Origin of the sequence: Miniphocaeibacter sp. (assembly GCF_049276255.1) — a bacterium.
Classification (GTDB): Bacteria; Bacillota; Clostridia; order Tissierellales; family Peptoniphilaceae; genus Miniphocaeibacter.
This window is the reverse complement of sequence record NZ_JBASWB010000056.1, coordinates 52730-78633: the sequence shown is the minus strand read 5'-3', so window position 1 is coordinate 78633 and position 25904 is coordinate 52730. Positions and strand designations below refer to the sequence as shown.

Here is a 25904-nt window from a genome sequence, read left to right as displayed (position 1 = left end):
ATTATTGTTTTGGTTGTACTTTTTCTCAAAGTTTTTTACACTTTTCTTTTGTCTAGGTTCTTGTTGCACTCTTGTGACAACTTTTTAAGTATACCATAGGGTATTTCTTTTTGTCAACACCTTTTTTTATTTTTTATTTTCAATTAAAAAGGCACTTCATTTGAGTGCCTATTTATATTATCAAGTATTTTTAATATTGTCAAATCTTTTTTTACTTATTTTTAACTTTTTATATTTCGCTCAAAGCTCATGAAATACACTATTTCTTAATAGAAATATATATTACTTTATAAAATTGTCTATTTTATTTAAATAAATTATAATTATTTTATATTTTATAATATTTTCTTCTTATTGTCTTTAAAAAATCTAAATTAATATATAAAGATATTCTCAAAAGAATTAATAGGCGTATAATATATTATATGGAGGTGTTTATGAAAACAAAAAAACTAGTTTATTCTTCTTTACTACTAGCAATAGGTATAATTTTACCTACTTTAGTTCATCTTACAGGTATTCCTGGTAATATATTATTGCCTATGCATCTTCCTGTATTAATTGCAGGACTTGTTTTAGGACCAGCATATGGTGCTATTATCGGAATTATTTTACCATTAATTAATTTTTTACTGACTAATATGCCACCAATACCTACTCTTTATATAATGACCTTTGAACTATTAGGGTATGGTTTGTTTGCTGGAATTATTAATAAGAAAACAAATAACATTATTTTATCTTTAATAATAGCTATGGTTGTTGGAAGAGTTTTTGGTGGTATTGTATCCTACCTTCTCTTTACTATGTTAGGTATGTCAAAAATTCCACCTTACATATGGTTATCTGGTTCTGTAGTTACAGGGTTGCCAGGAATTATTATTCAGTTAATTTTAATACCAATTATAGCAAAAGCTTTAATGAAAAAACTCAAGTAAAAAAGGGCTATTTGTAAACTATAGCCCTTTTTCATATTATTGGTCATTCTTGTCAATTTCTATTCTTCTTGATTTTCCATCTAATTCATTTTTTACTTTTAATATTTCTCCCAAAATAGATATTCCAATTTCTTCTACTGTTCCATTTGAAATATCCAAGCCTATAGGTAGGTACATCCTATTGATTAAATCCTTGTCTATTCCATCATTTACTAATTTTTCTTTTAATTCTAGGGCTTTTTTTCTGCTACCTAACATACCTATATATTTATAATCTTTTTCTACTACTGCTTTTGCTGCTTCAAAATCATGCATATGACCTCTAGTGGCAATTACGATAAAGGTTGAATTTTTATCAAATTTAAGCTTATCTATTACTTTTTCTGGTGTACCAACAATATATTCTTCAATACCTTCAAAGTCTGGGTGATTTTTAAATTCTTCCCTATCATCTATAACTGTTACACTAAAATTACAGCCTATTGCAAATTTAGCTAGTTTTTGTGCACAATGACCAGCTCCAAAAATTATTAAATTATTTTTCGGAACTAAGATTTTAACAAAGCCTGATGTTTGTCCACCACAAGACATTTCTAGTTCGCCATCCTCTGTTAATGAATAATCGAATTTAAAGTTTCTATTTCTTTCCATCGCTTTCAAAGTTCTTTGAATAATGTCGTATTCAATAGCTCCTCCTCCAACGGTACCAACTATTGAGCCATCTTCAAAAACCCCCATTAGCGAGCCTTCTCTTCCCGGTACTGAGCCACAGTTGTTTTCCAGTATTACTAAAGCTGCTTTTTCTCCCTTTTCTACTCTATTTGCTATTTTGGTTAAAACTTGGGTTTCCATCCTTACCCCCTATCTTTCTTTCTATTTTCAAGAATTAATACTGCTTCTAAGGTGTTACCTCCCACAGCCCTTGCTTTATCTGAAATTGTAAAACAATTATCTATTTCCTCTTTACGTGGATCTACATCTGCAATTTTTAGTCCTTTTGTAACTACAAATCCATCGTAGATTAATCCTCTCAATACTCCGGACAGTTTACTTTTTACTTCTTTTCCATTTATTGTTGCAATAGTTTCATTTTCTGTAACAATATCACCAATTTTTTTTATATGTTTGATTTTACCTTCAAATTCAGAATATATTACTCTTTCTAAGGTTCTCCCACTAATATTCCCTGGACTTCCAGTGTTTTCTGCAGCGAAACCTTTAAATATTAGTCTACCTAAATTATGTCCTCTATTAGTTTCTATAACTATATCTGCATCTTTTCCTGCTTCAAAGCCTGGTCCTAAGGCTATTTTACCAAAAGCATTAAATTTATCAAAGTCAATATTTTTCTTTGCTATAATTGCATCTATTATATATTTAGGTTTGAAAATATTTACAAATTCCCCTTCTGGATCTACAACTACTGGAACCTTATTATTTTCCCAAGCTAAATAAATATCTAATTCTGTGTCACATTTTACTGCTATAATATCCTCTACCTTATATTCATTTGTGTATATACAACTAGATACTGCTACAGTTCTTCTAATTGCCGTAGGTTTTTCTATTTCCAGTACCAAAACCCTAAATCCTGTTCTGTGAAGTTTTTGAATTACTCCAGTGGCTACATCTCCACCACCTCTAACTACAATAATATCATTTTTCATATTCTTTTTTTAATACCTCGTAATCATTTTTATTGTCTATGTCGAAATTTTCAAAATCGTTTTCTATATTTATAAAAACCTGCTTTACTTTATCTGTATTCTCTTTAATTACAACTGAGCCGCCCTTATCTCCCGATAAATTTAACAAAGCTTGCCTAAATTTATTTCCAAATAAAACAGGATTTCCCTTAATACCATTATAATATGGAATAATAATCTCCTCACTGTCTCCCTTATATTCGTTTAATATATAATTTATGGTTTCTTCTTTAATAAAAGGTTGGTCTGCTACAAAAAACATATAATCATTATTTTCCTTTGCACTTTTAATCCCTAGTCTAATTGAACTTGACTGTCCTTCTTCATAGTTATTATTAATAACAACTTTATAATTATATTTTTCGCAATAATCTATTATTTCCTTAAATCTAGTTACAACTATTACTTCATCAAAATCTATTTTATAAATAGTATCTAAAATATATTCAAAAATCATTTTTTTATTAATTTTTAATAACAACTTGTTTCCATTCATTCTTTTAGACATACCCGATGCCATAACAATACAACTAATAGACATAATACCTACCCTTTAAAGAGGAGCCACAAATAAATTTAATACTACTATCTATAGTATATACATTTTTTAAATCTTCAACTATTTTATTAAAAATATTTACTTGTTTTCTACTATCACATTTATTAAAAAGTACAAATTTCTCCTTGGAGGAATTTTTAAACAATCCTACGGGAGAGCTAATTATCTTATAGATACATTCAATATCAAATATTTTCTTATTCTTACCTACAATATTAAAAAATAAATCTTTTTGGAATATTTCTATTTTCTCCAATTCCTCTCCATAAATGTCTATGGGAATAATCCCTAGAGTTTTATTAGAAGAGTCTAGTATTACCGGTTCAAAATCTCTCCATCCTTTTAGGGGTAAATTCTTTGATCCGTCAGCTTCTATAATAATATAATCAAAATAATTTTTTACCCTATTTAAATCACTATTACTTATTCCCGAAAACTTGTGTTCGGTAAAATCTTTTCCTGTTAAATATATGTTTTTTCCTAATTCTTCTTTAATATCTGCAATATCATCAATTGTTATAAAACTATCGCCATATTCCTTTAATATTTTAGTACTAGTAGTTAATAAAACCCTATTGCCTTTAAGTTCCTCTGCTAATCTAAACATTGTCGTAGTCTTACCACCACTTCCAACTATTGACAGAATATCTCCCTTGTGTAAATCCAATAAATCCTTAAGCATTGCTTCCTCGTTATTTTAATTATAGTATAATACTTTTATTTTAACACAAAAAAACAGACTTTCAAAAAAGTCTGTTTTAATAATTATTGAATATAATTTAATGGATTAGTATGAGCTCCATTTACTCTTACTTCAAAATGTAAATGAGATCCTGTTGAATTACCTGTGGAACCCATTCTTGCGATAGTTTGTCCTTTAGAAACTCTCTCTCCTACAGAAGCTACATATGAAGATAAATGTGCATAGTATGTAACTATTCCACTATCATGTTGAACTTTCATTAGGTTTCCATAACTTCCTGTGTAAGCTGAATATATAACAGTTCCGCTGTCTGCTGAAGCTATTGCAGTTCCAAGAGGTGCTGCTATATCAACTCCCATATGAAATTCTGGAACACCAAACAAGGTTCTATAACCGTAATTACTTGTAATGTTTCTTGAAGATGGTACTGGCCATCCTAAAGTTCCATTACCTACATTAGTAGAGATTTCTCCAGCTCCTACACTACTTTTTGTACTTACAGCAGAAGCAACTTGTCTATTGCTAGTGTTTGCTTTTGCCTGAGCTTGTGCCTTTGCTTGAGCTGCTTGTTCTCTTGCTTTTCTTGCATCTTCTGCCTGTGCAGCCTTTTCTGCACTAATGCTTTTTTCTAATGTTGAAATCTCTGATTCTAATTTTTCCAATTCAGCTTGAGATATTGATTGCTTATTGGCAGCCTCTTCAATTAACACTAGTTTGCTTGCTTTTGATGCATATAATTCAGCATTTTTATTATCTAAAGTTTGTTTAGATATTTCTAAAGATAGTTTTTGTCCATCTAATTCTGATTTTTTTGCATCTATTACAAGTTTATCATTTTTAAGATTATTTATTATTTCTTTATCATATTCAGTAATAAATTTCATTGTTGAAGCTTTTGATAATAAATCATCTATACCTGATGATGAAAAAACTATGTCCAAGTAACCAACTTGACTGTTTTTATACATTGCACCAAGTCTTTCTTCAAACTCTTTTTGATTTTTATCTATATTATCTTCTAATTTTTTAATTTCTTCTTCTGTTTCTTTTATAGCAATTTCTAAAGCAGAAATTTGTTTCATTAACTCACTTATTTGTGCTTCTAATTTTTTAATTTCTTCATCTATAACTGCAACATCTCCAGATAAAGAATTTTTTTCTTGCTCTAATGAATTAATTGAATTTTTTAATTCATCTGCTGATTTTTGATTTAAATGTTTTTTATTTTCCATTTCGCTTATGCTATCAGCAAAAGAAACTGTAGAAAGACTTATAGAAGATAGTAACAACATAGCTAAAAATCTTTTCTTACTATAACCCAATTCTTGTCCTCCCTATACTTTCAAGTATTTTCTAATTGACATTAATGAACCTATTATACCAATGCCTATTCCCAAAGTCAAAAATATTATTAAAATATCTTTGTAAATTAGCTCTATTGGTATAAGATACCCTGCTAAGTTTTGCTGAAATTTTTCTGCAAATCTTTTAAACAATAAATCATAACCAAAATATATAGCTGCAAATGCCAGCCCTGAACCAATTAGTCCAAATACCGCTCCTTCAACTATAAAAGGTCCTGTTATAACAGTATTAGTTGCACCAATATATTTTTTTATTTGAATTTCTCTCTTTCTTGCAAATACAGTAAGCTTTATAGTGTTAGATATTATAAATATTGAAATAATAACTAAAGCCACTACTCCAACAGCTCCACCAATTTGAACATAGTGAGAAATTTTTACCACTTTTTCAATAGTATCTTTGAAAAATATTACTTCAGATACACCTTCGTAATTCGTAGCTTCATGGCTAAACTCCTCTGCATCTCTAACATCATTTAAAGTTACTACATAAGATGGTGGTAAAGCTCCTTCCATTCCTTCTAATAAATAACTTTGAGATTCACCGATGCTTTTTGTATATTCTTTTAAAGCCTCTTCACTAGATTTAAATCGTATATCCTTAACAAATTTGTCGTTTTCCAAGTCTGTTTTTAGCGAGTCAATAACTGCCTGCTCACTGTCCTTATCCATATATACTACTACTTCATCAACCTTTTTTTCTAAATCTAAAACATATTGATTTAAAGTTAAGGCTGAAATAAGAATAACACCTAATATTATAAGTGCTAACATAATGGATAATACAGAGGCAAATCCCATACCTCTATGCTTCCAAAGGCTTTTAATTCCTTCTTTTAAAGTGGCAAAAAATACTCTAATCTTTCTCATATTTACCACCTTTTTCATCTCTAATTATCTTGCCCTTTTCCAAATGAACAACTCTTTTTTTCATTGAATCAACAATTGATTTTTCGTGAGTTATCATAATTACAGTTGTACCTTCTTTATTTATCTGATCCAATGCATCTACTATGTCATCTGCTGTTTTAGGATCTAAATTTCCTGTAGGCTCATCTGCAATTAAAACCTTAGGCTTTACGATTAACGCCCTTGCAATACTAACTCTTTGCTGTTCACCACCGGACAGTTGATATGGATAGGATTTTTCTTTTCCTAGTAAATTTACTTTTTCTAGTAATTTAGGTATTTCACGTTTTATATAGCCTCTTGAATAACCTAGAATTTCCATTACATATTGTAAATTTCCATACACATTTTTATTATCTATTAATCTAAAATCTTGAAAAACAACGCCTATTTGTTTCCTTAGAATAGGTATACGTCTATTTCTTAGTTTAGTAATATTTTCATTAAAAAAATACAGTTCTCCAGATGTAGGATTTTCTTCCTTTAATATTAATTTTAAAAGTGTAGATTTTCCAGCTCCACTTTCTCCTATTATAAAGACAAATTCTCCTTCATCTATTTTTAAGTTAATATTATCCAATGCTAAAACATTGTTTTTATATATTTTAGAAACTTCTTTAAATTCTACCAATACACCACCTCAACATATCATTAACAATTATACCATAATTTTTTATGATTTTAATCAAAAGTTACAAAACGGTTACAAAGTTTTTTCAAAACATTAAGAAAAATTAATATTTGATATACTAATAATGTAACTATTAGGTGTATAATATTTATATAGGAGGAGATAACTTTGAATAAGAAGTTATTAAGAAAGGAAATCATAAACAAAAGAGATTCCTTGTCTTTAGAAAACAAAAAAACTCTAGATGAAAATATTTTTCAACAATTGCTTAATTCAGATATTTTAGATAAATTTAATAATATATTTTGCTATGTTAACTTTGGTTCAGAAATTAATACAAGGCCAATTATGGAATATATTATTAAGAAAAATAAGAACTTATATATACCTTATATAGAAAAAAAAGAAAATATTATGAAATTGTCATTGATTAAGGACTTAGATAATGACTTAATTTCTGGATATTATAATATATTAGAACCAAAAAAAGACTTAAGAAATTTTGTAAATAATGATATTATAGATTTGGTTATTACACCTGGAGTAGCTTTTACAAGAGAAAAGTATAGAATGGGCTACGGTGGAGGTTTTTACGACAGATTTTTTGCTAGTTTAAATTCATCTCCCCTAAAAATAGCTTTAGCCTATAATTTTCAAATAGTTAATGAACTTCCTCTTGAAAAATTCGATATTCCTGTGGATATAATAATAACTGAAGATATTATAATAAAATAAATTAGGAGGACTTATGACAAGAAATATAGGAACCGTTGCAAGGGGTATTAGAACACCAATCATTAAAGAAGGTGATGATTTAATAAAGATTATAGAAGAAACTGTTGAAAAAATCATTAAAGAAGACAATATTGTTTTAAATGATATGGATGTTTTTGCTATAACAGAGTCCTTACTAGCTAGAGCTCAAGGTAATTATGTGAATATCGATTGTATTACAGAGGACTTAAATTCTAAATACGAGGACTCAATAGGTGTAGTTTTTCCAATTACAAGTAGAAATAGATTTTCAATGATTATGAAAGCTATTGCAAATACAAAGAAGAATATTAAGGTATTTCTAAGTTATCCTTCTGATGAAGTTGGAAATGCTCTATTTGATAAATCACTACTATTAGGTAAGGATATAAATATATATAAGGATACTTTAACAGAAGAAGAATATTGGAGTTTAGTTGGCGAAAATTCCCTACATCAATTTACTGGAGTAAATTATGTAGAATTATATAAAAGCTATGCTATAAATAATAATATTGAAATTTACCTTACTAACAATCCTGAAGATATTGCTAAACTTTGTGATGAATTGCTTATTGCTGATATACACGAAAGAAAATACTTATCGGATTTATTTAAAAAGCTTGGTGTTAAAACCATCTATACTTTAGCTGATATTTTATCTAAACCAATTAATGGAAGTGGTTATAATGAAATTTACGGACTGTACGGTTCAAATTTAGCAACAGAGGATTCTATTAAATTATTCCCTAGAAATTCTCAAGAATTTGTTGAAAATCTACAAAAGATTTTAAAAGAAAAATATAAGAAAAATATACAGGTAATGATCTACGGCGATGGTGCCTTTAAAGACCCTGTAGGAAAAATTTGGGAATTAGCAGATCCAGTAGTTTCACCAGGTTATACTTCTGGTTTAGTAGGTACACCTAGCGAAATTAAAATCAAATATATTGCAGATACGGATTTAAGAGATCTTTCTGATGATGAAAGAACAGAAGCTATAAAGGAAAAAATTAGCCATAAAGACAGTGATCTAGTTGGACAAAATGCCTCTATTGGAACAACTCCAAGACAGATAACCGATTTATTAGGCTCCTTAAGTGATTTAATAAGCGGCTCTGGAGATAAGGGCACTCCACTTGTTCTAATTCAAGGTTATTTTGACAATTTTGCAGATAATTAAAATATAAACCCCTAAATCATATTGATTTTAGGGGTTTATCTATACTTGTTTTTTACTTATACTTTCATAAATCAATTCTATTACCAGGACTATTACACCAATTATAACAATAGTTCCACCTGGCTTTAATTTAAAATAGAAGGACATTATTATACCTGCTATTACATAAATAAAACTCAATACTAGTGATATTTTAATACTTTGGGAGAAGGATTTAGCCACTCTAATAGCAGTTGCAACTGGTAGTACCATTAAAGAGGAAATCATCAATACTCCAACTATCCTTGAGCCTATGGCTATTGTTAATGCAGTTAAAATAGTAAATATAAAATTAATTCTTTTAACTGGAACTCCTGCTAATTCAGCTCCCTTTTCATCAAAAACAATATATAATAATCCATAATACATCTTAATATAAATTAATATTACAAGTATTGAAATTATTAAAACTAAAATCACTTCAAAGTTACTAACTGCTGCAATACTTCCAAATAAAAATGACTCTAAATTATTTGCACCGGGAATAAAATCAGATAAAATTGCTGCAAGACCTATTCCAAAACTCATTACAATGGCAATTACAATATCAGAACTCTTAGGAAATTTCTTCCTTAAAAACTCAATTGAAAAAGCAGCCAAAAGACAAATTAAAATAGAACCAATTATAGGATTAATCCCTACTATAAGCCCTATTGCAACTCCTGCTAAGGAAGTATGGGAAAGAGCATCACCAATAGTAGATGTTTTTTTACTAACAACAATACTACCAATTAAGGGAACTGTAATAGAAATTAACCCTCCTACTATAAAGGACTTTATCATAAAGTCATAATTGAATATTACCATGTATTTACCTCTGAATAATCCTTAAGGACTCCATTTCTTAATTCTAAAATCCTATTAAAATATTTTTTTGAAAATTCTAATTCATGGGTGACAATTATTATTGTAATATTATGTTTCCTATTTAAATGTTCTAAGATATTAAATAATAATTCCTTACTATCTTTATCTATTCCAGCAGTAGGTTCATCAAAAATCAATATTTTTGAATTTTTCACTAGTTCTTTAGCAATTAAAACCCTCTGCTGTTCCCCACCACTCATATTATTGTAGTTGTAATAGGCTTTATCCTTTAAATCCACCATTGATAAAGCGTTGAAAGCTCTACTTCTTATTTTTTTATTGGATATTTTCATAAATCCCATTTGCCCGTATAAGTTTAATGTTACTATTTCCAAAGGAGTAATGGGAAAACTTACTCCAACCTCAATATTCATTTGTTTTAAATAACCTATACTTTTATCCCTACTATTATTTTCTAAAATTTTTACCTTTCCACTATTAGCTTTTAATTGTCCAATTATTATTTTTAATAAGGTGCTTTTTCCTGCACCATTCGCACCGATAATTCCAATAAAGTCCCCTTTGTTAATCTCTAAATTCACATTATTTAAAATTTTTTTATCATATCCAAAATTGACATTTTCTAAAACTATTGATTTTTCCATTATTTAAAGGACTCCAAAATATTATTTAAGTTTTTTTCCATTAATGTATAATAATCTTCATTGTTTTTAATTAATTCATCTGTAATATTTTCTAAAGAATAAATTTCTTTAGTTTCCCCACTTATTTCTTTCGCAATTGTCTTGGCTATTTTATCGCTGCCACCATATTCATAAAATACAGTATTAACATTATCGGATTTAGCTTTATCTACAATTTTTGCAACGGTACCTAAATCCGGTTCTGAGCTGGAGTTAATTCCTTCAATGGGAATTTGTTTTAAATTATAATCCCTAACCAAATATCCAAAAGCATCATGGGGAACAATAATAGCTTTTCCACTATAATTTTCTAAGGCTGTTTCAAATTTGCCGTCTAACTCCTTCAAACTTGACTCAAGTCTTTCTAAATTTTTCTCATAATATGATTTATTTTCCGGGTCTAGTTTTACAACTTCTTCTTCTATGTTTTTAGCCATAACTAGCATATTCTTTATACTTAGCCAAATATGTGGATCATAATCACCATGACTGTGTTCTTCTTTTTCTGTTTCTGTTAATTTAATATAGTCAATTCCCTTATTGACCTCAACTATTTTACTTTCCCCTACTGATTCTGAAACGGAATCCGCCCAAGATTCTAAGCCTAAGCCATTAACTAATATTAGTTGTGAATCAGACATAGACGCAACGGTTTTCATTGATGGTTCCCAACCATGAATTTCTACACCTGTTGGAATAATATTAATAACCTTATATTTATCACCAACTATTTCCTTAGTAAGATACTCTATTGGATAAATACTTGTGTATATATTCTTGTTATTATCATTATTTTTATTTGTACAAGAAACTAAAATTAAGGACAATAACAAAATTAAAAAAATTTTTCTTTTCATAAATCCTCCATAATGCATATGATTTGCATTTGCATTTAATTATAAAATAAACTATAATTAATGTCAATACAAGGAGTTACATATGATAGAAAATATTTTAAAAGAAAATAATTTAAAAATTACAGAAGCTAGAAAAATAATTCTAAATGAAATTATAAATATTAAAAATCCTATATCTGCTGAGAATTTATATATAATTGTCAATAAAAAGAAAAAAATAAATCTATCAACAATATATAGAAATTTAAATACTCTTTCTAGTAAGAACATAATAAATAAAGTTGTTGAAATCGATGGAGAAGTATTTTATCAGTTCAATAGTAAAAATCATATACATCATTTAGTATGTATTAGATGTAAGGAGGTTATACCCTTAAAGGACTGTCCTCTTCATAAGTTAGAGAATGAACTTTCCTCTAATACCGGTTATGACATAGTTAGTCATTCTTTGGAGTTTAGAGGAATCTGCCCAAAATGTAAGGAAGAAATAAATAAAGAAGATTAGAATCTAAAACCCTAAGTCCAAATGCGGATTTAGGGTTTTATTAATATAAAATTTCTCTTATTGTATTTTGTTTTTCAATATACCTATTTTTTCAATTTTTAGTTCAACAATATCATTTGGGGTTAAATATTTTGGAGGATTAAAACCTTTACCAACTCCTGAAGGAGTACCTGTGGCAATTATATCTCCCGGTTCTAAAGTCATTGTTCTAGATAGATCTTCTATAATATCCTCTATTTTAAAAATCATTTTTTCCGTATTGGAATTTTGCCTTAATTCCCCATTAACAAAGGTCTCTAAATTTAAACTTAGTGGAAATTCAAATTCATCAACTGTAACTATACAAGGTCCTAGAACAGAATAATTGTCAACACCTTTACCTCTATACCACTGTTTATGATAACTTTGTAAATGTCTAGAAGAAATGTCATTAAAAATTGAAAAACCGAAAATATAATCCCTATAGTCTTCTTTTCTAATGTTTTTACAGTCCTTAGAAATAATTACAGCTAATTCTACTTCATAATCCATTTCACTATCAATATCAAATATACCTTCTATAATATCCTTATGTCCAAGTATTTTATTGGCTCTTTTTCCAAAATAATTCGGTATAAACTCACTTGTTATTTCCCCACCTAATTCCGATATATGATCTGCATAGTTTTTTCCAACACAAATAATATCGTGAATAGGTCTTTCTATTGGTGATAGAATATTTATAGAATCGTATTCTCTAATTTCCTCAGATATTAATTCTTCAATTTTCTTTGAATTATTATAGCCATCACTTATCATTTCAATTATATTGTCATAATTGTTTAACTTTATAATTGAGTTGTCTTTTTCTATTCCAACTTCAATTTTTCCTCTATATAGATATCTATATATTCTCATTTCTCCCTCCTAAAAAGTTTTATTTTTTATGTCCTTTATTTCTTCTCCAAAATATATTGAACCATTTTCTTTAAAACTATTTATTTCACCACTAGTATAAAAATCTATTTTCCCTAAATTTTTATTATTATTTTCTAGTTTATTATTTTTAAGATATTTTTTAACACTATCTACTAATTTAATAGCAGGATTGATATATATCTTATTTTCTCCAAACACTTTTTTTATTTCATTAGCTATATGAGGATAGTGAGTACAGGCTAGTATTACTGTATCAAAATCCCTATTTGAAATTTCTTTAAAATATTCCCTTGCTGCTTCTTCTATTTCCAATTTGCTATTTTCCCCTTTTTCCACTAAAGGAACAAATTTAGGGCAAGCCACTGGTAAAACTTCAATTTGATTATTTTCTTTTTTTAAGTTCTTCGTATAAACCTCACTATTAATAGTAGCCTCCGTTCCTAAAACTGCAATAATTTTATTATTAGTAGAACTTAAAGCAGACTTAACTCCAGATTCAATAATTCCTATAATTGGAATATTAAAATTTGCCTGTAAATATTCCATAGCATTTGCAGTAACTGTATTACAGGCTAAAATAATCATTTTTACATTTTTTTCTATTAAAAAATTCGTTATTTGTTTTGAAAATAATTGAATTGTTTCCTTATCTTTTGAGCCATAGGGAATTCTTTTTGTATCACCAAAATAAACATAGTCTTCATTAGGTAGTTTATTTCTTAATTCTTTTAATACCGATAATCCTCCAAAGCCGGAGTCATATACACCTATTGGTCTATTATCCATATATCACCTACAAAGTTTTAGTTTTATATACAAATTCATATTTATTTTTAAGATTATTAAAAGCCTTGTTTAATACGTCTTCTTCTTCGTATAAAGCAAAGACTGTTGAACCAGAACCTGACATTAATGCTACAGATGCATTTAAGTTATACAAGTCATCTATTATTTCATAAATTTGTGGACATAGTTCACCACTAATGTCTGTCATAGTGTTATAATAGTATTCTTTTCTAAAGGGATTTTCTGATTCAAGTATATTAATACATTTTTCAATTTCACTTTTATTTGATAATTTTATTTTCTTATAAACGTACTCACTACTAATTTTACAACCATTATTTACAATTAAAACATTTATGCCTTGAAAGTTTTTTATTGGCGTAAATATATCCCCTATACCTTCTGCCCTAGCTGTAGCTCCTTCAAAGAAAAACGGTAAATCAGCCCCTATTTTCTTGCCTAGTTCTTGTAACTCCTCTTTACTTAAATTAAGTTCCCAAAGTTTATTTACAGCCTTCATAAAATAAGCTGCATTAGAACTACCTCCAGCTAAACCTGCTGCAATGGGGATTTTTTTATCTATTTTTACATTTAAGCCATAATCATTTTTCCTATATTCTTTTAAAATATTCCAAGCCTTATATACAAGATTATTTTCATCTATTGGTACTTCTTTATTATTGCAACTTATTTTTATACTATTAAAGTTATTTTTTTCTATATATAAGGTATCCTTTAAATCTATTAGTTGCATTATTGTATCTATATTATGGTATCCATCTTCTCTTTTACTAATAACATCTAGTGACAGATTTATTTTTCCATATGAATTGATTTTATACATTATTATCTCCAATTTCTATTGCTAATTAATTATATCATAGTAGTCTTATATATCTATCTTACAACAATCATAATTATTTTCACAATAAAAAAAACGACTTACGTCGTTTGTTTCATTTAACATATCTGTAATTCTACAGTTGATGTTAATAAATCTGTATAAGTGTAGGAAACTGTCCTTTCCTGATCAAATTCATTAACAACCTTTATTGTAAATAAACTGGGAAATACATTTTCAATTATTCCTGTTTTAGTAATAATCTTATTTCTCCCCTTATCAGCCTTTACAACTACTTTTTTTCCAATATTTTTTTGAACTTGGTTTTTCAAATATTCTAGATTTATTGAACCGGACAATATAATACCCCTCCTTGACGAAAATATTTGGACCACTGTACATAATATACCATAATATGTAAACTTCGTCAAGCTAACAAATTATTATACGATTATTATCAAATAATGTCAATAGTTTTTTGTTAAATTGGCAAAATTATGCCTATAACATTAAAATATATTAAAAGACTTACAGAATCGACAAGGGTACTAATAACTGGCCCTGCCATAATAGCTGGATCTATGTTTAATTTTTTAGCAAGAATTGGTAAAAGTCCTCCAACAAATTTAGCAAAGCAGACTGTAAATATTAAAGAAATTGAAATTACTAATGAATAAGCTATGTTCAATCTATCGTATATGATGTTTTTGGCAAAATTAACTATACCTAAAATTCCTCCAACTATTATTGCAATTCTTAGTTCTTTAAACATTACTTTAAACCAATCAGCAATTTTTATATCCCCAGTAGCTAGTCCACGAATAATAGTAGTTGAAGATTGGTTTCCAGAATTTCCTCCTGCTCCCATAATCATAGGGGAAAAATTATATAAGGACGTATAGGCAATTAGAAGATAGTTGTAGTGACCGATAATAGCACTTGTAAAAGCTGAAGAAATCATTAATATAAGTAACCAATTGATTCTTCTCTTGGCTAAGTACCATACAGAAGAATCTATGTAACTTTCATCATCTGGCGTCATTGCAGCCATTTTTTGAAAATCTTCTGTTGCTTCTCTTTCCATTACATCTAAAATATCATCAACTGTAATTATTCCTGTCATACGATTTTCATTATCTACTACAGGTAAAACTACAAAACCATATTTTCTAAAGACCTCTGCTACCTGTTCTTGGTCGTCATGGGTATGAACGAAAACAACTTTTTCATGTAATAAATCACCAATTAAAACATCTTCTTCACTAGTTACAATATCTCTTAAGGAAACAAATCCTATTAACCTTTTTGAAGCATCTGTTACATAGCAAGTATATACCGTTACTTTATTTATACCTGTAGCCTTTATTCTTTGTAGTGCTTGTTTTACCGTCATATATTTTTTTAGCTCAACATATTCTATTGTCATTAAGCTTCCGGCACTTGATTCAGGATATTGTAAAAACTCATTAATTAGTTTTCTTTTACTGCTGTCTGTATGTTCTATAATCTTTTTCACAATAGAAGCAGGCATTTCCTCAACCATATCGACCATATCGTCAATATTTAATTCATTGAGGATATAGTCTAATTCAGTATCGGTAAACGCCTGTATCAATCTTATTTGTTCTTCATTTTCTAAAGATGAAAATACTTCTATTGCATCATTTTTACTTAAAAGTCTAAAAACTAAAACTGTATCTATTGGATCTAATTCTTCAATAAAATCTTTAATATCTATGGGATTATATTTTGCTAAGTTATTTTTTAAATTTCTATATTCTTTATTTTCTAGATTTTCTCTTAAATCTAAAAAATGAATATCTTTTTGTTTTGTATAACTAGTCTGCATATCCCACACCACCAATTTATTTTGCTACTATACTAAATCCTTTTGTAAAGCCTTCTGTTATATAGTCTACATCTATTTTATCGTAAATACCATCTAAATCTTCCTCAATTAAAAATTTATAACTACCATTTTCAAATACCTTATCTTTTTCAGATTTATCTGATGCTACTAAAGTAAAAATTATATCACAGCAGGAACGACTTCCTGGAACTAATTTAAAATATTCCTTACCTGAAGCCTCTAAAACTTTATCTAGATTTTCTTTAGCTATATCTGTTATATTTATTTTCATTTAATCTCCTCCTTAAATACTTATATACCTTTTTAATTATTTATTAATCTTTAATATTGATTTTTATTTTAAATACAGATATTATATAGATATAAGGATTAAGGAGGAAAATTATGGAAATCACTAAAGATATGTTAATAGGTGACATTATTAGAACTTACCCAGATGCAATTGAAGTTCTTTTACAAAATGGAATGTCATGTATCGGATGTCCAGGTAGTCAAATGGAAAGTTTAGAAGAAGCTGCAATGGTTCATGGCTTAGACATTGAAAAACTACTTTCAGAATTAAATGCATAATTAAAAGGCACATAATTGTGCCTCTACATATATACACCTATTTTACTAGGTGTTTTTTTATTTATGATTTTTATAATTTCTTTTCTTCTATTTTTTCTATATCATAAGGAGTTTCTTGATATACACAATAATTTAACCAATTTGAGAAAAACAGATTACTATGCGCCTTCCATTTTACTGAAACTCCCTTTTCAGGATCATCATCCTTATAATAATTTTCCGGTATTTTTATATTAAGTCCCTTTGCTATATCCCTTCTATATTCCCTATCTAATGTATAGGTGTCATATTCTCCATGACCACTTATAAATATAAATCGATTATCCCTTGTCGATGCCATATGCATTCCAACCTTATCGGAGGAAGCCAATATTTTTATATCATCAATTTTTTTCATATCATCAATTCGTGTAAAAGTATATCTGGAATGTGGAGCAAAAAAAGACTCGTCAAAACCACTTGTTAAAACAGATTTTTCCTGTAAATTTACTTCATAAACCCCAAATAGCTTTTCCTTCATTTCATATTTTTGAATTCCATAATAATGGTATAAGGCAGCCTGTGATGCCCAACAAATAAACAGTGTTGAAAAAACATTTTTTCTGGCAAATTCCATTATATCCTGTAATTCTTCCCAATAGTCAACCTCTTCAAAATCTATTAATTCAACAGGTGCTCCTGTAATTATCATAGCATCATATTTCTTGTTTTTTATTTCATCTAGTGTAATGTAAAATTTTTCTAAATGATCCTTGCTAGTATTTTTACTTTCATAGGTCATGGTTCTAACTAAATCAACCTTAACTTGTAAAGCAGTATTTGAGATTCTTCTTAATAACTGAGTTTCAGTTTCAACTTTAGTAGGCATAAGATTTATTATAGCCATCTCTAAAGGTCTAATATCTTGCCTTCTAGCTCTTTCTTCATCCATGACGAATATACGCTCTTCTTTTAAAATATCACTAGCCGGTAGATCTTTAGGTATAATAATCGGCATTTACTACCTCCATCCTTGTCTATTTAAACTTGTATTCTTAATTATATAAATAAAATAAGGAGATTATACAATTGTATAATCTCCCTAATTGAAAATTTATATTATAATCCAAGTAAATTTCTTAACTTTGGTTCATCGAAACCAACAATTTCTTGTTCGTCTACTAAAATTACTGGAACTCCCATATGTCCCATTTTCATTAATTCAGTTCTTGCACTAGAATCCTTTGAAATATTTTTTTCAGTAAACTCTACATTATTGTTTTCTAAGAATTGTTTAGCTGCCACACAATATGGACAAGTATCGCTTGAATAAACTACTACATTCGCCATTAATAAATCTCTCCTTTCTCTACGATTTATTAATACCCTGAACTTTTTGTTTTAATCATATTTAATTTTATTGGCAATATTTATATAATCATTTAAAGATAAATTCTCTGCCCTTAAATTAGAACTGATATTTAATTCTTCTAATACTTGTTTTAGCCTTTCCTTTTCGATATTAGCAAATCCAGTTGTTAAGGAATTTAAAATATTTTTTCGTCTTTTAGTAAATCCTGAATGTATTAGCTCAAACAAAAGATTTTCATCTACGTTAAACTCCTTATTTTTTAATTTTAAAATCACAACGGCACTATCTACTTTAGGACTTGGCATAAAAATATTTTTTGGAGCTTTGGCTATAATACTTGCATCAGAATTATAATCAATATATAGCGAAAGGCTTCCATAATCCTTATTGTCTTTAGTAGCAACTATTCTTCTTGCAACCTCTTCCTGTACCATTACTGTAATAGAATCTATATACTCCTTATTTTCAATTAAATATTCAATAATCGGAGTTGTAATATAGTACGGTAAATTAGCTACAACTTTTAATTTTCTATCGGGAGAAAATTCTTCCTTTATGTTTTTTATATTTTCTTTTAAAATATCATTATTAATTATTTTTATATTGTTAAAGTCCCTTAATGTAAATTCTAAAACTTCCATTAAACGACTATCCTTCTCTACAGCTATAACCTTTTTAGCATTTAACGCTAATTCCTCTGTTAAGGTTCCAAAACCAGGTCCTATTTCTAAGACTGTATCATCTTTCGAAATATTTGATTCCTTTACTATTTTTCTTATAATATTTCCATCTATTAGAAAATTTTGGCCCAAAGCTTTAGAAAAAGTAAATTCAAACTTATTTAAAATTTCTTTTAAATAACTTGGTTGATATAGTCTATTATCTTTCAATTTTTAATAAAGCCTCCTCTAATTCCCTTCTTGAAATATTGTATTTATTTAATCTTTTCAAGAACTGTTTAGAATTTCCATAGCCTATTGAAAGTGAATTACCTACAATTTCCCTTCTCTTTTTCGATCCTTCACCAGTAAGTTCATAATAAACCATATCTTCAAAAGTAAATTCTTCTCTCGTGTCTTCAAAATTTGCTTTTGCATTTTTTAAAGCATTTAAAATGTCCTCTGGTTTGGCATTTTCTATACCTATATCTCCATTTTTTATGGTTTTATCCTGTTTAATATAGGCATTTTTAACACCCTTTATATTCCTATTAATAATTTTTCTAATTCGTTCCCCTGCATAATCAGGATCTGTTAAAACAATTAAGCCCTTTTCCTTTTGAGCCTTTTGTAATCTTTTAAACAAATCCTTAGGAAAATGGTAACCACCTGTAATAATAATCTCACAATCGCAAGCTCTTTTTACAGCAGTTACATCATCTCTTCCTTCAACAACTATAATTTCTTTAATCATCAAATTTAATTCCCTTTAAATTAAATAGTTTTATAGTATTTTCTCTACTTGCTTCAATAATCTCATCAGTTTCTAAATTTCTTAGCTGTGCAATTGTTTCAGCAACGTATTTCACATACTTAGGTTCATTTCTTTTTCCCCTATTTGGTGTTGGAGTTAAATAAGGAGAATCCGTTTCAATTAATAGTCTATCTAAAGGTATTTGCTTTGCTGTGTCTTTAACATTTTTTGCATTCTTAAAGGTTACTGGACCGGCAAAGGAAATATAATATCCTAAACTCATATACCTCTTTGCCATTTCAATAGAACCAGAGTAACAATGCATTACCCCTATAACTTCACCTTTAAATTCATTTAATATATCAAAGGTTTCACCATAGGCATCCCTTGAATGTATAATAACCGGCAAACCTAATTCTTTTGCTAAATTCATTTGCTTTCTAAAGACTTCCCTTTGAATTTCCCTAGGACTATTGTCATAATAATAATCCAAACCTATTTCACCAATAGCTACAACTTTTTCATTTTTTGCCATTTGTCTTAATTCTTCTAAATTTTCATCTGTAAAGCTTTCAGCCTCATGGGGATGCACTCCTATAGCTGAAAATATAAAATCATATTTAGAGGATAATTCCAAAGTATTTTTACTAGACTCCATATCTGAAGCTGGGTTAATATAATAGGCCACATAATTATTATATAGATCCTTAATAATTAAATCCCTATCGTAATTAAATTTTCTATCATCTAAATGTGCATGGCTATCTATCATAAATTTCATTAGGAAACATCAGCTCCACTTTCAATATCAGATAAAGTTGAAAGTAAGGTTAAATCCTCCCCTTTATCTGCTGCTAAAATCATACCGTTAGATTCAACACCTCTTAGCTTAACAGGTTTTAAATTAGTACAAACTATAACCTTTTTACCTATTAAGTCGTCAGCAGAGTACCATTTTTTAATTCCGGAAACAATTTGCCTAACTTCATCTCCAATTTTAATTTTAAAAACCAATAATTTATCGGCTTTAGGATGATTTTCCGCTTCTATAATTTCTCCAACCTTTAACTTTACCTTATCAAAATCATCTATAGTAATTAATTCTTCTTCTTTAATTTCTTCTTGTTCTATATCCATTCCCTTTTCCTTTTTTCTTTCCTCTATTAATTTATTATTTACTTCTTCAAGTTTTACAAGCTCTTTTTTAATATCTAATCTTGGAAATAAATTTTCTGTTTTCTTAACAATAGTTCCAACCTTTGTAAGTCCAAACTTTCTAGCATCATCCCAATTTAATTCTTCTAAACCGATTTGTACTTGAATTTTTTTAGCAGTATCTGTAATAAAAGGACTAATTAAAATATTTACAATTCTTAAGCTATCTACTAAGTTATATAAAACAGTAGAAAGTCTATTATAATTTTTCTCTTTTCCTAAAACCCAAGGTTCAGTTTCATCTATATATTTATTAGTTCTTCTTATTAATTTCCATATACTTTCTAAAGCATTGTTAAAACTTAATTCATCTATATGTTTTTCAACTTCCTTAATAGTTCCTTCTGCAAGTTCTATTAACTCCTTGTCTACTTCTTCCTTTTCTACCGGTTCCTTAATTTCTCCATTAAAGTACTTTTCAACCATAGTAACACTTCTAGAAACTAGGTTGCCTAAATCATTAGTTAAGTCTGAATTTATTCTTTGTAAGAATTTTTCATTTGTATAATTTCCATCATTGCCAAAAACAAATTCCCTTAAAATAAAATATTTTAAAGCATCAGCACCATATAGTTCTATAATTGGTTCAGGATAAACAATATTCCCTTTAGATTTACTCATTTTATCCTCATCAAATAAAATCCAACCATGAGCAAAAATTTCTTTTGGTACTTCTAAATCCAAGGCCATTAACAATGCCGGCCAAATAATAGCATGGAATCTTACAATTTCCTTTCCTACTAAGTGAACATCAGCTGGCCAATATTTATTGAATTTTTCTTCATCTACACCGTAACCAATACCAGTTAAATAACATGAAAGAGCGTCAATCCAAACATATATAATATGATTATCATCAAAAGGCACCTTTACTCCCCAGTCAAAACTATTTCTAGTAACTGATAAATCATCTAATCCCTTTTTAAGAAAATTATTTAACATTTCATTTCTTCTAGATTCAGGTAAAAGGAAATTAGGATTATCCTCATATAGTTTTATTAATTTATCTTGATATTTAGATAATTTAAAGAAATAGGATTCCTCTTCGTGATACTGTACCGGTCTTCCACAATCTGGACACTTACCATCTACTAATTGTGCATCTGTCCAAAAGGCTTCGTCTGGTACACAGTAGTTTCCCTTATATACGGATTTGTAAATATCACCTTTATCATAGAGTTTTTGAAAAATTGCCTGTACGTTTTTTTCATGTTGAGGATCAGTAGAACGAACAAAAGCATCATAATTAATATCCAATTTTTTCCATAACTCTTTTGCACTTTCAACTATTGGGTCTATATATTCTAAAGGCTCTTTTCCCGCTTCCTTAGCCTTCTCCAGAAGCTTTTGACCATGTTCATCTGTACCTGTTGTAAAAAAAACATCATAACCTTGAATTTGTCTTATTTTTTTTAAAGTATCGGCAATAATAGTTGTATAGGTATGACCTAAATGTAAATTATCACTTGGATAATAAATAGGCGTTGTTAAATAATAAGCTTTTTTATTGCTCATAATATCATCTCCTTAAATAAATATATAATTGTCTAAAATCTTTAATTCTTAATTTACTAATATAAGTCCATAAATTCCCAAATTCTCTTAGTAAGCAGTTAACTTATCGAAAATAGATTTTCCATTTCAATCATAAAAAAACCTTCATCTCCAATAGAGACGAAGGTAATATTCGTGGTACCACTCTAATTCAACTTATAAAATAAGTCCTCATTAACTTAGACTCATGGGCCATTTTCACTAAATACATCCTTTGCTTTTCACCAAACAGCAACTCTCTTATCTCAGTATTAAGATCTCTTCCAATCACAGTCCTATTCAATTACGCCTTATTTTACCTTAAATTAGCAATTTAGTCAAGTTAGTTATATTTTTATAAAAATATATTTATACCTTTCTATTACTATTTTAGATTTATATATAATTTTAAACAAAGCTACTATATATTATGATAAAATTGTTAAAAGGAGATGGTTAAATGTACGAAGAAAAATTAGTTCCTTCCTTTGATGGAACAGAACTTAGAATGAGAACTGACAAGGTAGATAATCCTAAAGCAGTAGTTTTAATTTGCCATGGATTATGTGAACATTTAAACAGATACGACTATGTAACTGAGAAACTAAATGAAAATAACTTTTCCGTTTATCGATATGATCAAAGAGGTCATGGAAAATCTAAAGGAAAAGATGTTTATTTTAATGACTATAAGGATATGCCAAGTGATGCAAATTTTATCTTTAAAATAGCCGAGGAAGAAAATCCTGGCCTTCCAATTTTTGTTTTAGGTCATAGTATGGGAGGGGAAACAGCAACTTTATTTGGAACAATATATCCACGAAAAGCAAAGGGAATTATTTTATCCGGTGCATTAACTAGATTTAATACTAAATTATTTCCAGACAAACTAATGGATGCAGATGATGAGTTCTATTTTAAAAATGCCTTAGGTGATGGAGTTTGTTCTGACAAAAATGTAGTAGAAAAATACATAGCTGACCCTTTGGTAAAAAATATGATCTCTGCAAAATTAGTAAAAGAAATTACCTTAGGAGTTCATTATTTAAAGAAGAACGCCGACAGATTTATAGCTCCTGTATTAATATTACATGGTGCAGATGATGGACTTGTCTCAGAAAAAGATTCCAGAGATCTTTTTGGAGAAATAGCTTCCAAAGACAAGGGATTAATTATTTATTCGAAGCTTTATCATGAAATATTAAATGAACCAGTTAAGGATAAAATTATAGCTGAAATTATAGAATGGATAAATGAAAGAATATAATATTTATTAATAAATAGCTTTATAATACTACTATAAACTCGGGGCTGAAACATTAATTTTAGCCCTAAGTTTTATGCTATGCAACTTTTAAGATATTTCAATTTTATGAATTTTAGATATTTCTTCTATTAATTTTGCTTTTGATTTTAAATTGGTTTTAATGCTATTTATTTTTTCTTCTGTCCCTCTAAATATTGGATAAGTAACACTTAATGCTAATTTATAACCTGTATTCATATTTATTGGAACTGCAATACAAGAAGCGTGTAACATCGCTTCCTGATTATCATATGCAAATCCTATTTTTCTCACATTTTCAACTTCTTTTAACAATTCTTTAATATTCGTTATAGTTTTTTCTGTAAATTTTTCAAATTTAAAACCATCATACATTTTTTCAATTTCCTTATTATCTAAAAAAGATAGTAGAGCTTTACCTAAACCTGTACAATATGCAGGCATATATTTACCTGTATAGGATAAAATTTTTATCGCTTGATCCGGTTCTACTTTTTCCAAATAATATACTTGATCACCTACTAACATGCCAAGTTGACAAATTTCTTTACATTCGTCAACAATATCTATCATTTCTTTTCTTATAATATCAATTCCACCTAAATTTGCAGAATACGATAATCCAATTTGAAAAGTCTTCAAACCTATTACATAATTATTAAATCTATTTAATTTTAAGTATCCATTCTCTAATAAAGTATTTAATATAGGATAAATTGTACTTTTAGGACTTCCAATAGTTTTTGAAATCTCCGTCAAGCTTAAACCCTGTGGATTTCTATCTACACATTCTAAAATTTTCAATACTCGCATTGTAGGTTGATGCAAATCAATTGTTTCTTTCATTATAAAAATACCCCCTGTCAACAATAATTATTTTATAAATTCAAATCTTTGCTTCTTAATTAAGAATGTAAATCTATTCGCTATAATTTTCATACAATAATACTAGTTTATATTGTTAATATATTTTTATTGACTATGTTTCATAACCAATATTAAATCTCTCTTAATAGCATATCTAGTACACTATATTTTCTAATGTAATTAGAATCAATAATATTTTTAACATATTCAACTTGAAAAGTTTTTTATTTTTATTTGATACAATGCTAAATTTTAATAATAGTAAGAACCTAAATCTCTATTTAATATAATTTAAATTAATACTCCTTAAAATTCCAAATTTCATATTTAATAAAAAACTATTAAATAATTCAAATATATCAAAGTAAAAATACAAGTTACATATGTTTATACATAGTAGTTAGTTTATTTTATCTATATTTAAATATTCTCCAGTAATATATTCTTAAATAAAATGTATACCATCTATTATATCATTGATTTTATTAAGTCTATCTCTCCAATTTTTATATAATCCATATTATTTTTATTTTGCTGTTTTTTCTTACCCTTACCACTCACGATTCACTCCCTGTTTTTATTATTTAAATTCTATAATATTTGATATAAAACCGTCCTATTTAGCGTAGTCTATCCACTTGTTGTGATTTTATTAAATCTATAAATTTATCTGTTTCTATTAAAGACTTTGATTTATTTAAGCAATGTTTAAATGATTATTTAGAAAATAATAATTTATCAGATAAGGTTATTCTACTTTAAATACAGGTATGGAATATTCAGAATATATTAAAAATACTATTAATTATAATTTTACTAACGGAAGAATTGAAAGCAATAACTATAAAATCAAGTTAATTAAAATAGTTTCTTATGGTTATCATAGTTTTGATAATTTCAGATTAAGAATTATGCTATGTTTTCATAAGTTTAAATTTAAAGGTTTTGAAAATGAAATAGCGGCTCAAACTTTTTAGCTTGAAACGCAAATATTATTATTTTTTCTTCATCAAAACATAAAGTTTCAGGTAAATATGATCTATTAACTTTGAAATCCTTATAATTAGCCTCTAAAGAACGAAAAACAGTATTTGAAGATACATAATTTAACTTAGCAATGTCCTTTTGACTTATTTTCATTGTCAGATTTTAAGTTATATGTAGTTTTACGCTATTTGAAATAAAACAATTCTCATCTACAATATTAGTTTTTGCTGTAAAAGTATGAGAACATTCCTTACATAAAAATCTTTGCTTCTTCAATCTTAAAATAGTAGGATTGCCATTTAATGGAAGAAGTTTAATATTTGATGTTGTGTTTCCATATTTAATAATGGTATTTTATTCCATATTTCCACAACTTGTACAAACTTTAGCAACATAAGAAAGTTTAGCATCAATAACCTTGTATGTTGTATTGTTCTTCTTTACGTTATTATTGAATTTAATAAATTTAATGTTTTTATCTTTAATTCCTAAGAAATCTAAGATATAATTATTTGTAGACATAATGACCTCCGATTGGTATTTTGTAGTGAATTTATTGTATCGGAAAATGGTTGTTATGTCTCTTTTTTTAAATAAAATGGTGCTGGAG

The 25904-nt window shown here is 27.9% G+C and carries 32 protein-coding genes; 7 read left to right on the top strand and 25 right to left on the bottom strand.

Features of this window, described 5'->3' with window-relative positions; all coding sequences use genetic code 11:
• The first annotated feature begins 437 nt into the window (after nucleotides 1–437).
• A complete protein-coding gene (locus tag WAO56_RS07370; protein ID WP_422144095.1) occupies nucleotides 438–938 on the top strand; it encodes an ECF transporter S component in 501 nt (166 codons plus the stop codon).
• Between the two features lie 36 nt (nucleotides 939–974).
• Here the strand turns inward: WAO56_RS07370 and WAO56_RS07365 are convergent, their stop codons facing one another.
• The 7 genes from WAO56_RS07365 to ftsE all read right to left on the bottom strand — a co-directional run bounded on the left by WAO56_RS07365 (nucleotide 975) and on the right by ftsE (nucleotide 6810).
• Nucleotides 975–1790, bottom strand: coding sequence for an XdhC family protein (locus tag WAO56_RS07365; protein WP_422144094.1), 816 nt, complete (start codon nucleotides 1788–1790; stop codon nucleotides 975–977).
• A gap of 2 nt (nucleotides 1791–1792) precedes the next feature.
• Nucleotides 1793–2605 (bottom strand): selenium-dependent molybdenum cofactor biosynthesis protein YqeB, encoded by an 813-nt coding sequence (gene yqeB, locus WAO56_RS07360; RefSeq protein ID WP_422144093.1) that lies wholly within the window; start codon nucleotides 2603–2605, stop codon nucleotides 1793–1795.
• Nucleotides 2595–3185, bottom strand: coding sequence for an NTP transferase domain-containing protein (locus tag WAO56_RS07355; protein ID WP_422144092.1), 591 nt, complete (start codon nucleotides 3183–3185; stop codon nucleotides 2595–2597). Before WAO56_RS07355 ends, yqeB begins: the two co-directional genes overlap by 11 nt.
• On the bottom strand, nucleotides 3175–3885 hold the full coding sequence (gene yqeC / locus WAO56_RS07350) for a selenium cofactor biosynthesis protein YqeC (protein ID WP_422144091.1): 711 nt from the start codon (nucleotides 3883–3885) through the stop codon (nucleotides 3175–3177). Before yqeC ends, WAO56_RS07355 begins: the two co-directional genes overlap by 11 nt.
• Before the next feature lie 83 nt (nucleotides 3886–3968).
• The gene (locus WAO56_RS07345; protein WP_422144090.1) at nucleotides 3969–5228 is read right to left on the bottom strand and encodes a murein hydrolase activator EnvC family protein; all 1260 of its coding nucleotides are present in this window, start codon (nucleotides 5226–5228) and stop codon (nucleotides 3969–3971) included.
• Between the two features lie 12 nt (nucleotides 5229–5240).
• The gene (gene ftsX / locus WAO56_RS07340; RefSeq protein ID WP_422144089.1) at nucleotides 5241–6140 is read right to left on the bottom strand and encodes a permease-like cell division protein FtsX; all 900 of its coding nucleotides are present in this window, start codon (nucleotides 6138–6140) and stop codon (nucleotides 5241–5243) included.
• The gene (ftsE, locus tag WAO56_RS07335; protein WP_422144088.1) at nucleotides 6127–6810 is read right to left on the bottom strand and encodes a cell division ATP-binding protein FtsE; all 684 of its coding nucleotides are present in this window, start codon (nucleotides 6808–6810) and stop codon (nucleotides 6127–6129) included. Before ftsE ends, ftsX begins: the two co-directional genes overlap by 14 nt.
• Nucleotides 6811–6978: 168 nt before the next feature.
• Here ftsE and WAO56_RS07330 point away from each other — a divergent pair, with 168 nt between their 5' ends.
• Nucleotides 6979–7545 (top strand): 5-formyltetrahydrofolate cyclo-ligase, encoded by a 567-nt coding sequence (locus WAO56_RS07330; RefSeq protein ID WP_422144087.1) that lies wholly within the window; start codon nucleotides 6979–6981, stop codon nucleotides 7543–7545.
• A 13-nt stretch (nucleotides 7546–7558) separates the two neighbouring features.
• Nucleotides 7559–8746: a coenzyme F420-0:L-glutamate ligase gene (locus WAO56_RS07325; protein WP_422144086.1), complete on the top strand. Its 1188-nt coding sequence runs from the start codon at nucleotides 7559–7561 to the stop codon at nucleotides 8744–8746.
• Between the two features lie 39 nt (nucleotides 8747–8785).
• On the opposite strand, the gene WAO56_RS07320 is transcribed toward WAO56_RS07325, so the two are convergent.
• The 3 genes from WAO56_RS07320 to WAO56_RS07310 are packed head-to-tail and all read right to left on the bottom strand — an operon-like array spanning nucleotide 8786 to nucleotide 11153.
• Complete coding sequence (locus WAO56_RS07320; RefSeq protein WP_422144085.1) at nucleotides 8786–9592, bottom strand: metal ABC transporter permease; 807 nt, start codon at nucleotides 9590–9592, stop codon at nucleotides 8786–8788.
• Nucleotides 9586–10257 carry a metal ABC transporter ATP-binding protein gene (locus tag WAO56_RS07315; RefSeq protein WP_422144084.1) on the bottom strand — a complete coding sequence of 224 codons (672 nt, stop codon included), beginning with the start codon at nucleotides 10255–10257 and terminating at the stop codon, nucleotides 9586–9588. Before WAO56_RS07315 ends, WAO56_RS07320 begins: the two co-directional genes overlap by 7 nt.
• A complete protein-coding gene (locus WAO56_RS07310; RefSeq protein WP_422144083.1) occupies nucleotides 10257–11153 on the bottom strand; it encodes a metal ABC transporter solute-binding protein, Zn/Mn family in 897 nt (298 codons plus the stop codon). The genes WAO56_RS07315 and WAO56_RS07310 overlap by 1 nt, the downstream gene beginning before the upstream one ends.
• A gap of 82 nt (nucleotides 11154–11235) precedes the next feature.
• Between WAO56_RS07310 and WAO56_RS07305 the strand changes: the two genes are divergently transcribed.
• Nucleotides 11236–11658: a Fur family transcriptional regulator gene (locus WAO56_RS07305; RefSeq protein ID WP_422144082.1), complete on the top strand. Its 423-nt coding sequence runs from the start codon at nucleotides 11236–11238 to the stop codon at nucleotides 11656–11658.
• 57 nt (nucleotides 11659–11715) lie between these two features.
• On the opposite strand, the gene WAO56_RS07300 is transcribed toward WAO56_RS07305, so the two are convergent.
• From WAO56_RS07300 to WAO56_RS07275, 6 genes are all read right to left on the bottom strand, one after another.
• Nucleotides 11716–12555, bottom strand: a complete 840-nt coding sequence (locus tag WAO56_RS07300) for a fumarylacetoacetate hydrolase family protein (RefSeq protein ID WP_422144081.1) — start codon at nucleotides 12553–12555, stop codon at nucleotides 11716–11718.
• A 9-nt stretch (nucleotides 12556–12564) separates the two neighbouring features.
• On the bottom strand, nucleotides 12565–13362 hold the full coding sequence (gene murI / locus WAO56_RS07295; protein WP_422144080.1) for a glutamate racemase: 798 nt from the start codon (nucleotides 13360–13362) through the stop codon (nucleotides 12565–12567).
• A gap of 7 nt (nucleotides 13363–13369) precedes the next feature.
• Complete coding sequence (ispE, locus tag WAO56_RS07290) at nucleotides 13370–14206, bottom strand: 4-(cytidine 5'-diphospho)-2-C-methyl-D-erythritol kinase (RefSeq protein ID WP_422144079.1); 837 nt, start codon at nucleotides 14204–14206, stop codon at nucleotides 13370–13372.
• Between the two features lie 116 nt (nucleotides 14207–14322).
• Nucleotides 14323–14562, bottom strand: a complete 240-nt coding sequence (locus WAO56_RS07285) for a Veg family protein (protein ID WP_422144078.1) — start codon at nucleotides 14560–14562, stop codon at nucleotides 14323–14325.
• Between the two features lie 122 nt (nucleotides 14563–14684).
• Nucleotides 14685–16052, bottom strand: a complete 1368-nt coding sequence (gene mgtE / locus WAO56_RS07280) for a magnesium transporter (RefSeq protein ID WP_422144077.1) — start codon at nucleotides 16050–16052, stop codon at nucleotides 14685–14687.
• Nucleotides 16053–16068: 16 nt separating this feature from the next.
• Nucleotides 16069–16344 carry an iron-sulfur cluster biosynthesis family protein gene (locus tag WAO56_RS07275; protein WP_422144076.1) on the bottom strand — a complete coding sequence of 92 codons (276 nt, stop codon included), beginning with the start codon at nucleotides 16342–16344 and terminating at the stop codon, nucleotides 16069–16071.
• 113 nt (nucleotides 16345–16457) lie between these two features.
• On the opposite strand from WAO56_RS07275, the gene WAO56_RS07270 reads away from it, so the two are divergent.
• Entirely contained in the window at nucleotides 16458–16643 is a 186-nt protein-coding gene (locus tag WAO56_RS07270; protein WP_422144075.1) for a DUF1858 domain-containing protein, read from the top strand.
• Between the two features lie 70 nt (nucleotides 16644–16713).
• Here the strand turns inward: WAO56_RS07270 and WAO56_RS07265 are convergent, their stop codons facing one another.
• The 6 genes from WAO56_RS07265 to metG form a co-directional block, all read right to left on the bottom strand.
• Nucleotides 16714–17640 (bottom strand): homoserine O-succinyltransferase, encoded by a 927-nt coding sequence (locus tag WAO56_RS07265; RefSeq protein ID WP_422144074.1) that lies wholly within the window; start codon nucleotides 17638–17640, stop codon nucleotides 16714–16716.
• A gap of 101 nt (nucleotides 17641–17741) precedes the next feature.
• Nucleotides 17742–17972: a glutaredoxin family protein gene (locus WAO56_RS07260; RefSeq protein WP_422144073.1), complete on the bottom strand. Its 231-nt coding sequence runs from the start codon at nucleotides 17970–17972 to the stop codon at nucleotides 17742–17744.
• A 51-nt stretch (nucleotides 17973–18023) separates the two neighbouring features.
• Complete coding sequence (rsmA, locus tag WAO56_RS07255) at nucleotides 18024–18884, bottom strand: 16S rRNA (adenine(1518)-N(6)/adenine(1519)-N(6))-dimethyltransferase RsmA (RefSeq protein WP_422144072.1); 861 nt, start codon at nucleotides 18882–18884, stop codon at nucleotides 18024–18026.
• Nucleotides 18874–19407, bottom strand: coding sequence for a ribonuclease M5 (gene rnmV, locus WAO56_RS07250; protein WP_422144071.1), 534 nt, complete (start codon nucleotides 19405–19407; stop codon nucleotides 18874–18876). Before rnmV ends, rsmA begins: the two co-directional genes overlap by 11 nt.
• Complete coding sequence (locus tag WAO56_RS07245; protein WP_422144097.1) at nucleotides 19400–20179, bottom strand: TatD family hydrolase; 780 nt, start codon at nucleotides 20177–20179, stop codon at nucleotides 19400–19402. Before WAO56_RS07245 ends, rnmV begins: the two co-directional genes overlap by 8 nt.
• Nucleotides 20180–20187: 8 nt before the next feature.
• On the bottom strand, nucleotides 20188–22137 hold the full coding sequence (metG, locus tag WAO56_RS07240) for a methionine--tRNA ligase (protein WP_422144070.1): 1950 nt from the start codon (nucleotides 22135–22137) through the stop codon (nucleotides 20188–20190).
• Nucleotides 22138–22615: 478 nt separating this feature from the next.
• Between metG and WAO56_RS07235 the strand changes: the two genes are divergently transcribed.
• Nucleotides 22616–23422, top strand: coding sequence for an alpha/beta hydrolase (locus tag WAO56_RS07235; RefSeq protein WP_422144069.1), 807 nt, complete (start codon nucleotides 22616–22618; stop codon nucleotides 23420–23422).
• Nucleotides 23423–23509: 87 nt separating this feature from the next.
• On the opposite strand, the gene WAO56_RS07230 is transcribed toward WAO56_RS07235, so the two are convergent.
• Entirely contained in the window at nucleotides 23510–24286 is a 777-nt protein-coding gene (locus WAO56_RS07230) for an IclR family transcriptional regulator (protein ID WP_422144068.1), read from the bottom strand.
• 791 nt (nucleotides 24287–25077) lie between these two features.
• Between WAO56_RS07230 and WAO56_RS07225 the strand changes: the two genes are divergently transcribed.
• The gene (locus tag WAO56_RS07225; protein WP_422144067.1) at nucleotides 25078–25284 is read left to right on the top strand and encodes a transposase; all 207 of its coding nucleotides are present in this window, start codon (nucleotides 25078–25080) and stop codon (nucleotides 25282–25284) included.
• A 172-nt stretch (nucleotides 25285–25456) separates the two neighbouring features.
• Here the strand turns inward: WAO56_RS07225 and WAO56_RS07220 are convergent, their stop codons facing one another.
• Both WAO56_RS07220 and WAO56_RS07215 read right to left on the bottom strand, forming a co-directional pair.
• The gene (locus WAO56_RS07220; protein WP_422144096.1) at nucleotides 25457–25639 is read right to left on the bottom strand and encodes a transposase family protein; all 183 of its coding nucleotides are present in this window, start codon (nucleotides 25637–25639) and stop codon (nucleotides 25457–25459) included.
• Nucleotides 25640–25648: 9 nt separating this feature from the next.
• The gene (locus tag WAO56_RS07215) at nucleotides 25649–25816 is read right to left on the bottom strand and encodes a hypothetical protein (protein ID WP_422146306.1); all 168 of its coding nucleotides are present in this window, start codon (nucleotides 25814–25816) and stop codon (nucleotides 25649–25651) included.
• Nucleotides 25817–25904 lie beyond the last annotated feature (88 nt).

Excerpts from the sequence above, each read along its gene's own strand:
- WAO56_RS07370 (WP_422144095.1), top strand. The coding sequence starts at position 438 with ATGAAAACAAAAAAACTAGTTTATTCTTCTTTACTACTAGCAATAGGT.
- WAO56_RS07365 (WP_422144094.1), bottom strand. The coding sequence starts at position 1,790 with ATGGAAACCCAAGTTTTAACCAAAATAGCAAATAGAGTAGAAAAGGGA.
- yqeB (WP_422144093.1), bottom strand. The coding sequence starts at position 2,605 with ATGAAAAATGATATTATTGTAGTTAGAGGTGGTGGAGATGTAGCCACT.
- WAO56_RS07355 (WP_422144092.1), bottom strand. The coding sequence starts at position 3,185 with ATGTCTATTAGTTGTATTGTTATGGCATCGGGTATGTCTAAAAGAATG.
- yqeC (WP_422144091.1), bottom strand. The coding sequence starts at position 3,885 with ATGCTTAAGGATTTATTGGATTTACACAAGGGAGATATTCTGTCAATA.
- ftsX (WP_422144089.1), bottom strand. The coding sequence starts at position 6,140 with ATGAGAAAGATTAGAGTATTTTTTGCCACTTTAAAAGAAGGAATTAAA.
- WAO56_RS07325 (WP_422144086.1), top strand. The coding sequence starts at position 7,559 with ATGACAAGAAATATAGGAACCGTTGCAAGGGGTATTAGAACACCAATC.
- WAO56_RS07320 (WP_422144085.1), bottom strand. The coding sequence starts at position 9,592 with ATGGTAATATTCAATTATGACTTTATGATAAAGTCCTTTATAGTAGGA.
- WAO56_RS07315 (WP_422144084.1), bottom strand. The coding sequence starts at position 10,257 with ATGGAAAAATCAATAGTTTTAGAAAATGTCAATTTTGGATATGATAAA.
- WAO56_RS07310 (WP_422144083.1), bottom strand. The coding sequence starts at position 11,153 with ATGAAAAGAAAAATTTTTTTAATTTTGTTATTGTCCTTAATTTTAGTT.
- WAO56_RS07305 (WP_422144082.1), top strand. The coding sequence starts at position 11,236 with ATGATAGAAAATATTTTAAAAGAAAATAATTTAAAAATTACAGAAGCT.
- WAO56_RS07300 (WP_422144081.1), bottom strand. The coding sequence starts at position 12,555 with ATGAGAATATATAGATATCTATATAGAGGAAAAATTGAAGTTGGAATA.
- murI (WP_422144080.1), bottom strand. The coding sequence starts at position 13,362 with ATGGATAATAGACCAATAGGTGTATATGACTCCGGCTTTGGAGGATTA.
- ispE (WP_422144079.1), bottom strand. The coding sequence starts at position 14,206 with ATGTATAAAATCAATTCATATGGAAAAATAAATCTGTCACTAGATGTT.
- mgtE (WP_422144077.1), bottom strand. The coding sequence starts at position 16,052 with ATGCAGACTAGTTATACAAAACAAAAAGATATTCATTTTTTAGATTTA.
- WAO56_RS07275 (WP_422144076.1), bottom strand. The coding sequence starts at position 16,344 with ATGAAAATAAATATAACAGATATAGCTAAAGAAAATCTAGATAAAGTT.
- WAO56_RS07270 (WP_422144075.1), top strand. The coding sequence starts at position 16,458 with ATGGAAATCACTAAAGATATGTTAATAGGTGACATTATTAGAACTTAC.
- WAO56_RS07265 (WP_422144074.1), bottom strand. The coding sequence starts at position 17,640 with ATGCCGATTATTATACCTAAAGATCTACCGGCTAGTGATATTTTAAAA.
- WAO56_RS07260 (WP_422144073.1), bottom strand. The coding sequence starts at position 17,972 with ATGGCGAATGTAGTAGTTTATTCAAGCGATACTTGTCCATATTGTGTG.
- rnmV (WP_422144071.1), bottom strand. The coding sequence starts at position 19,407 with ATGATTAAAGAAATTATAGTTGTTGAAGGAAGAGATGATGTAACTGCT.
- WAO56_RS07245 (WP_422144097.1), bottom strand. The coding sequence starts at position 20,179 with ATGATAGATAGCCATGCACATTTAGATGATAGAAAATTTAATTACGAT.
- metG (WP_422144070.1), bottom strand. The coding sequence starts at position 22,137 with ATGAGCAATAAAAAAGCTTATTATTTAACAACGCCTATTTATTATCCA.
- WAO56_RS07235 (WP_422144069.1), top strand. The coding sequence starts at position 22,616 with ATGTACGAAGAAAAATTAGTTCCTTCCTTTGATGGAACAGAACTTAGA.
- WAO56_RS07230 (WP_422144068.1), bottom strand. The coding sequence starts at position 24,286 with ATGAAAGAAACAATTGATTTGCATCAACCTACAATGCGAGTATTGAAA.
- WAO56_RS07225 (WP_422144067.1), top strand. The coding sequence starts at position 25,078 with ATGGAATATTCAGAATATATTAAAAATACTATTAATTATAATTTTACT.
- WAO56_RS07215 (WP_422146306.1), bottom strand. The coding sequence starts at position 25,816 with ATGTCTACAAATAATTATATCTTAGATTTCTTAGGAATTAAAGATAAA.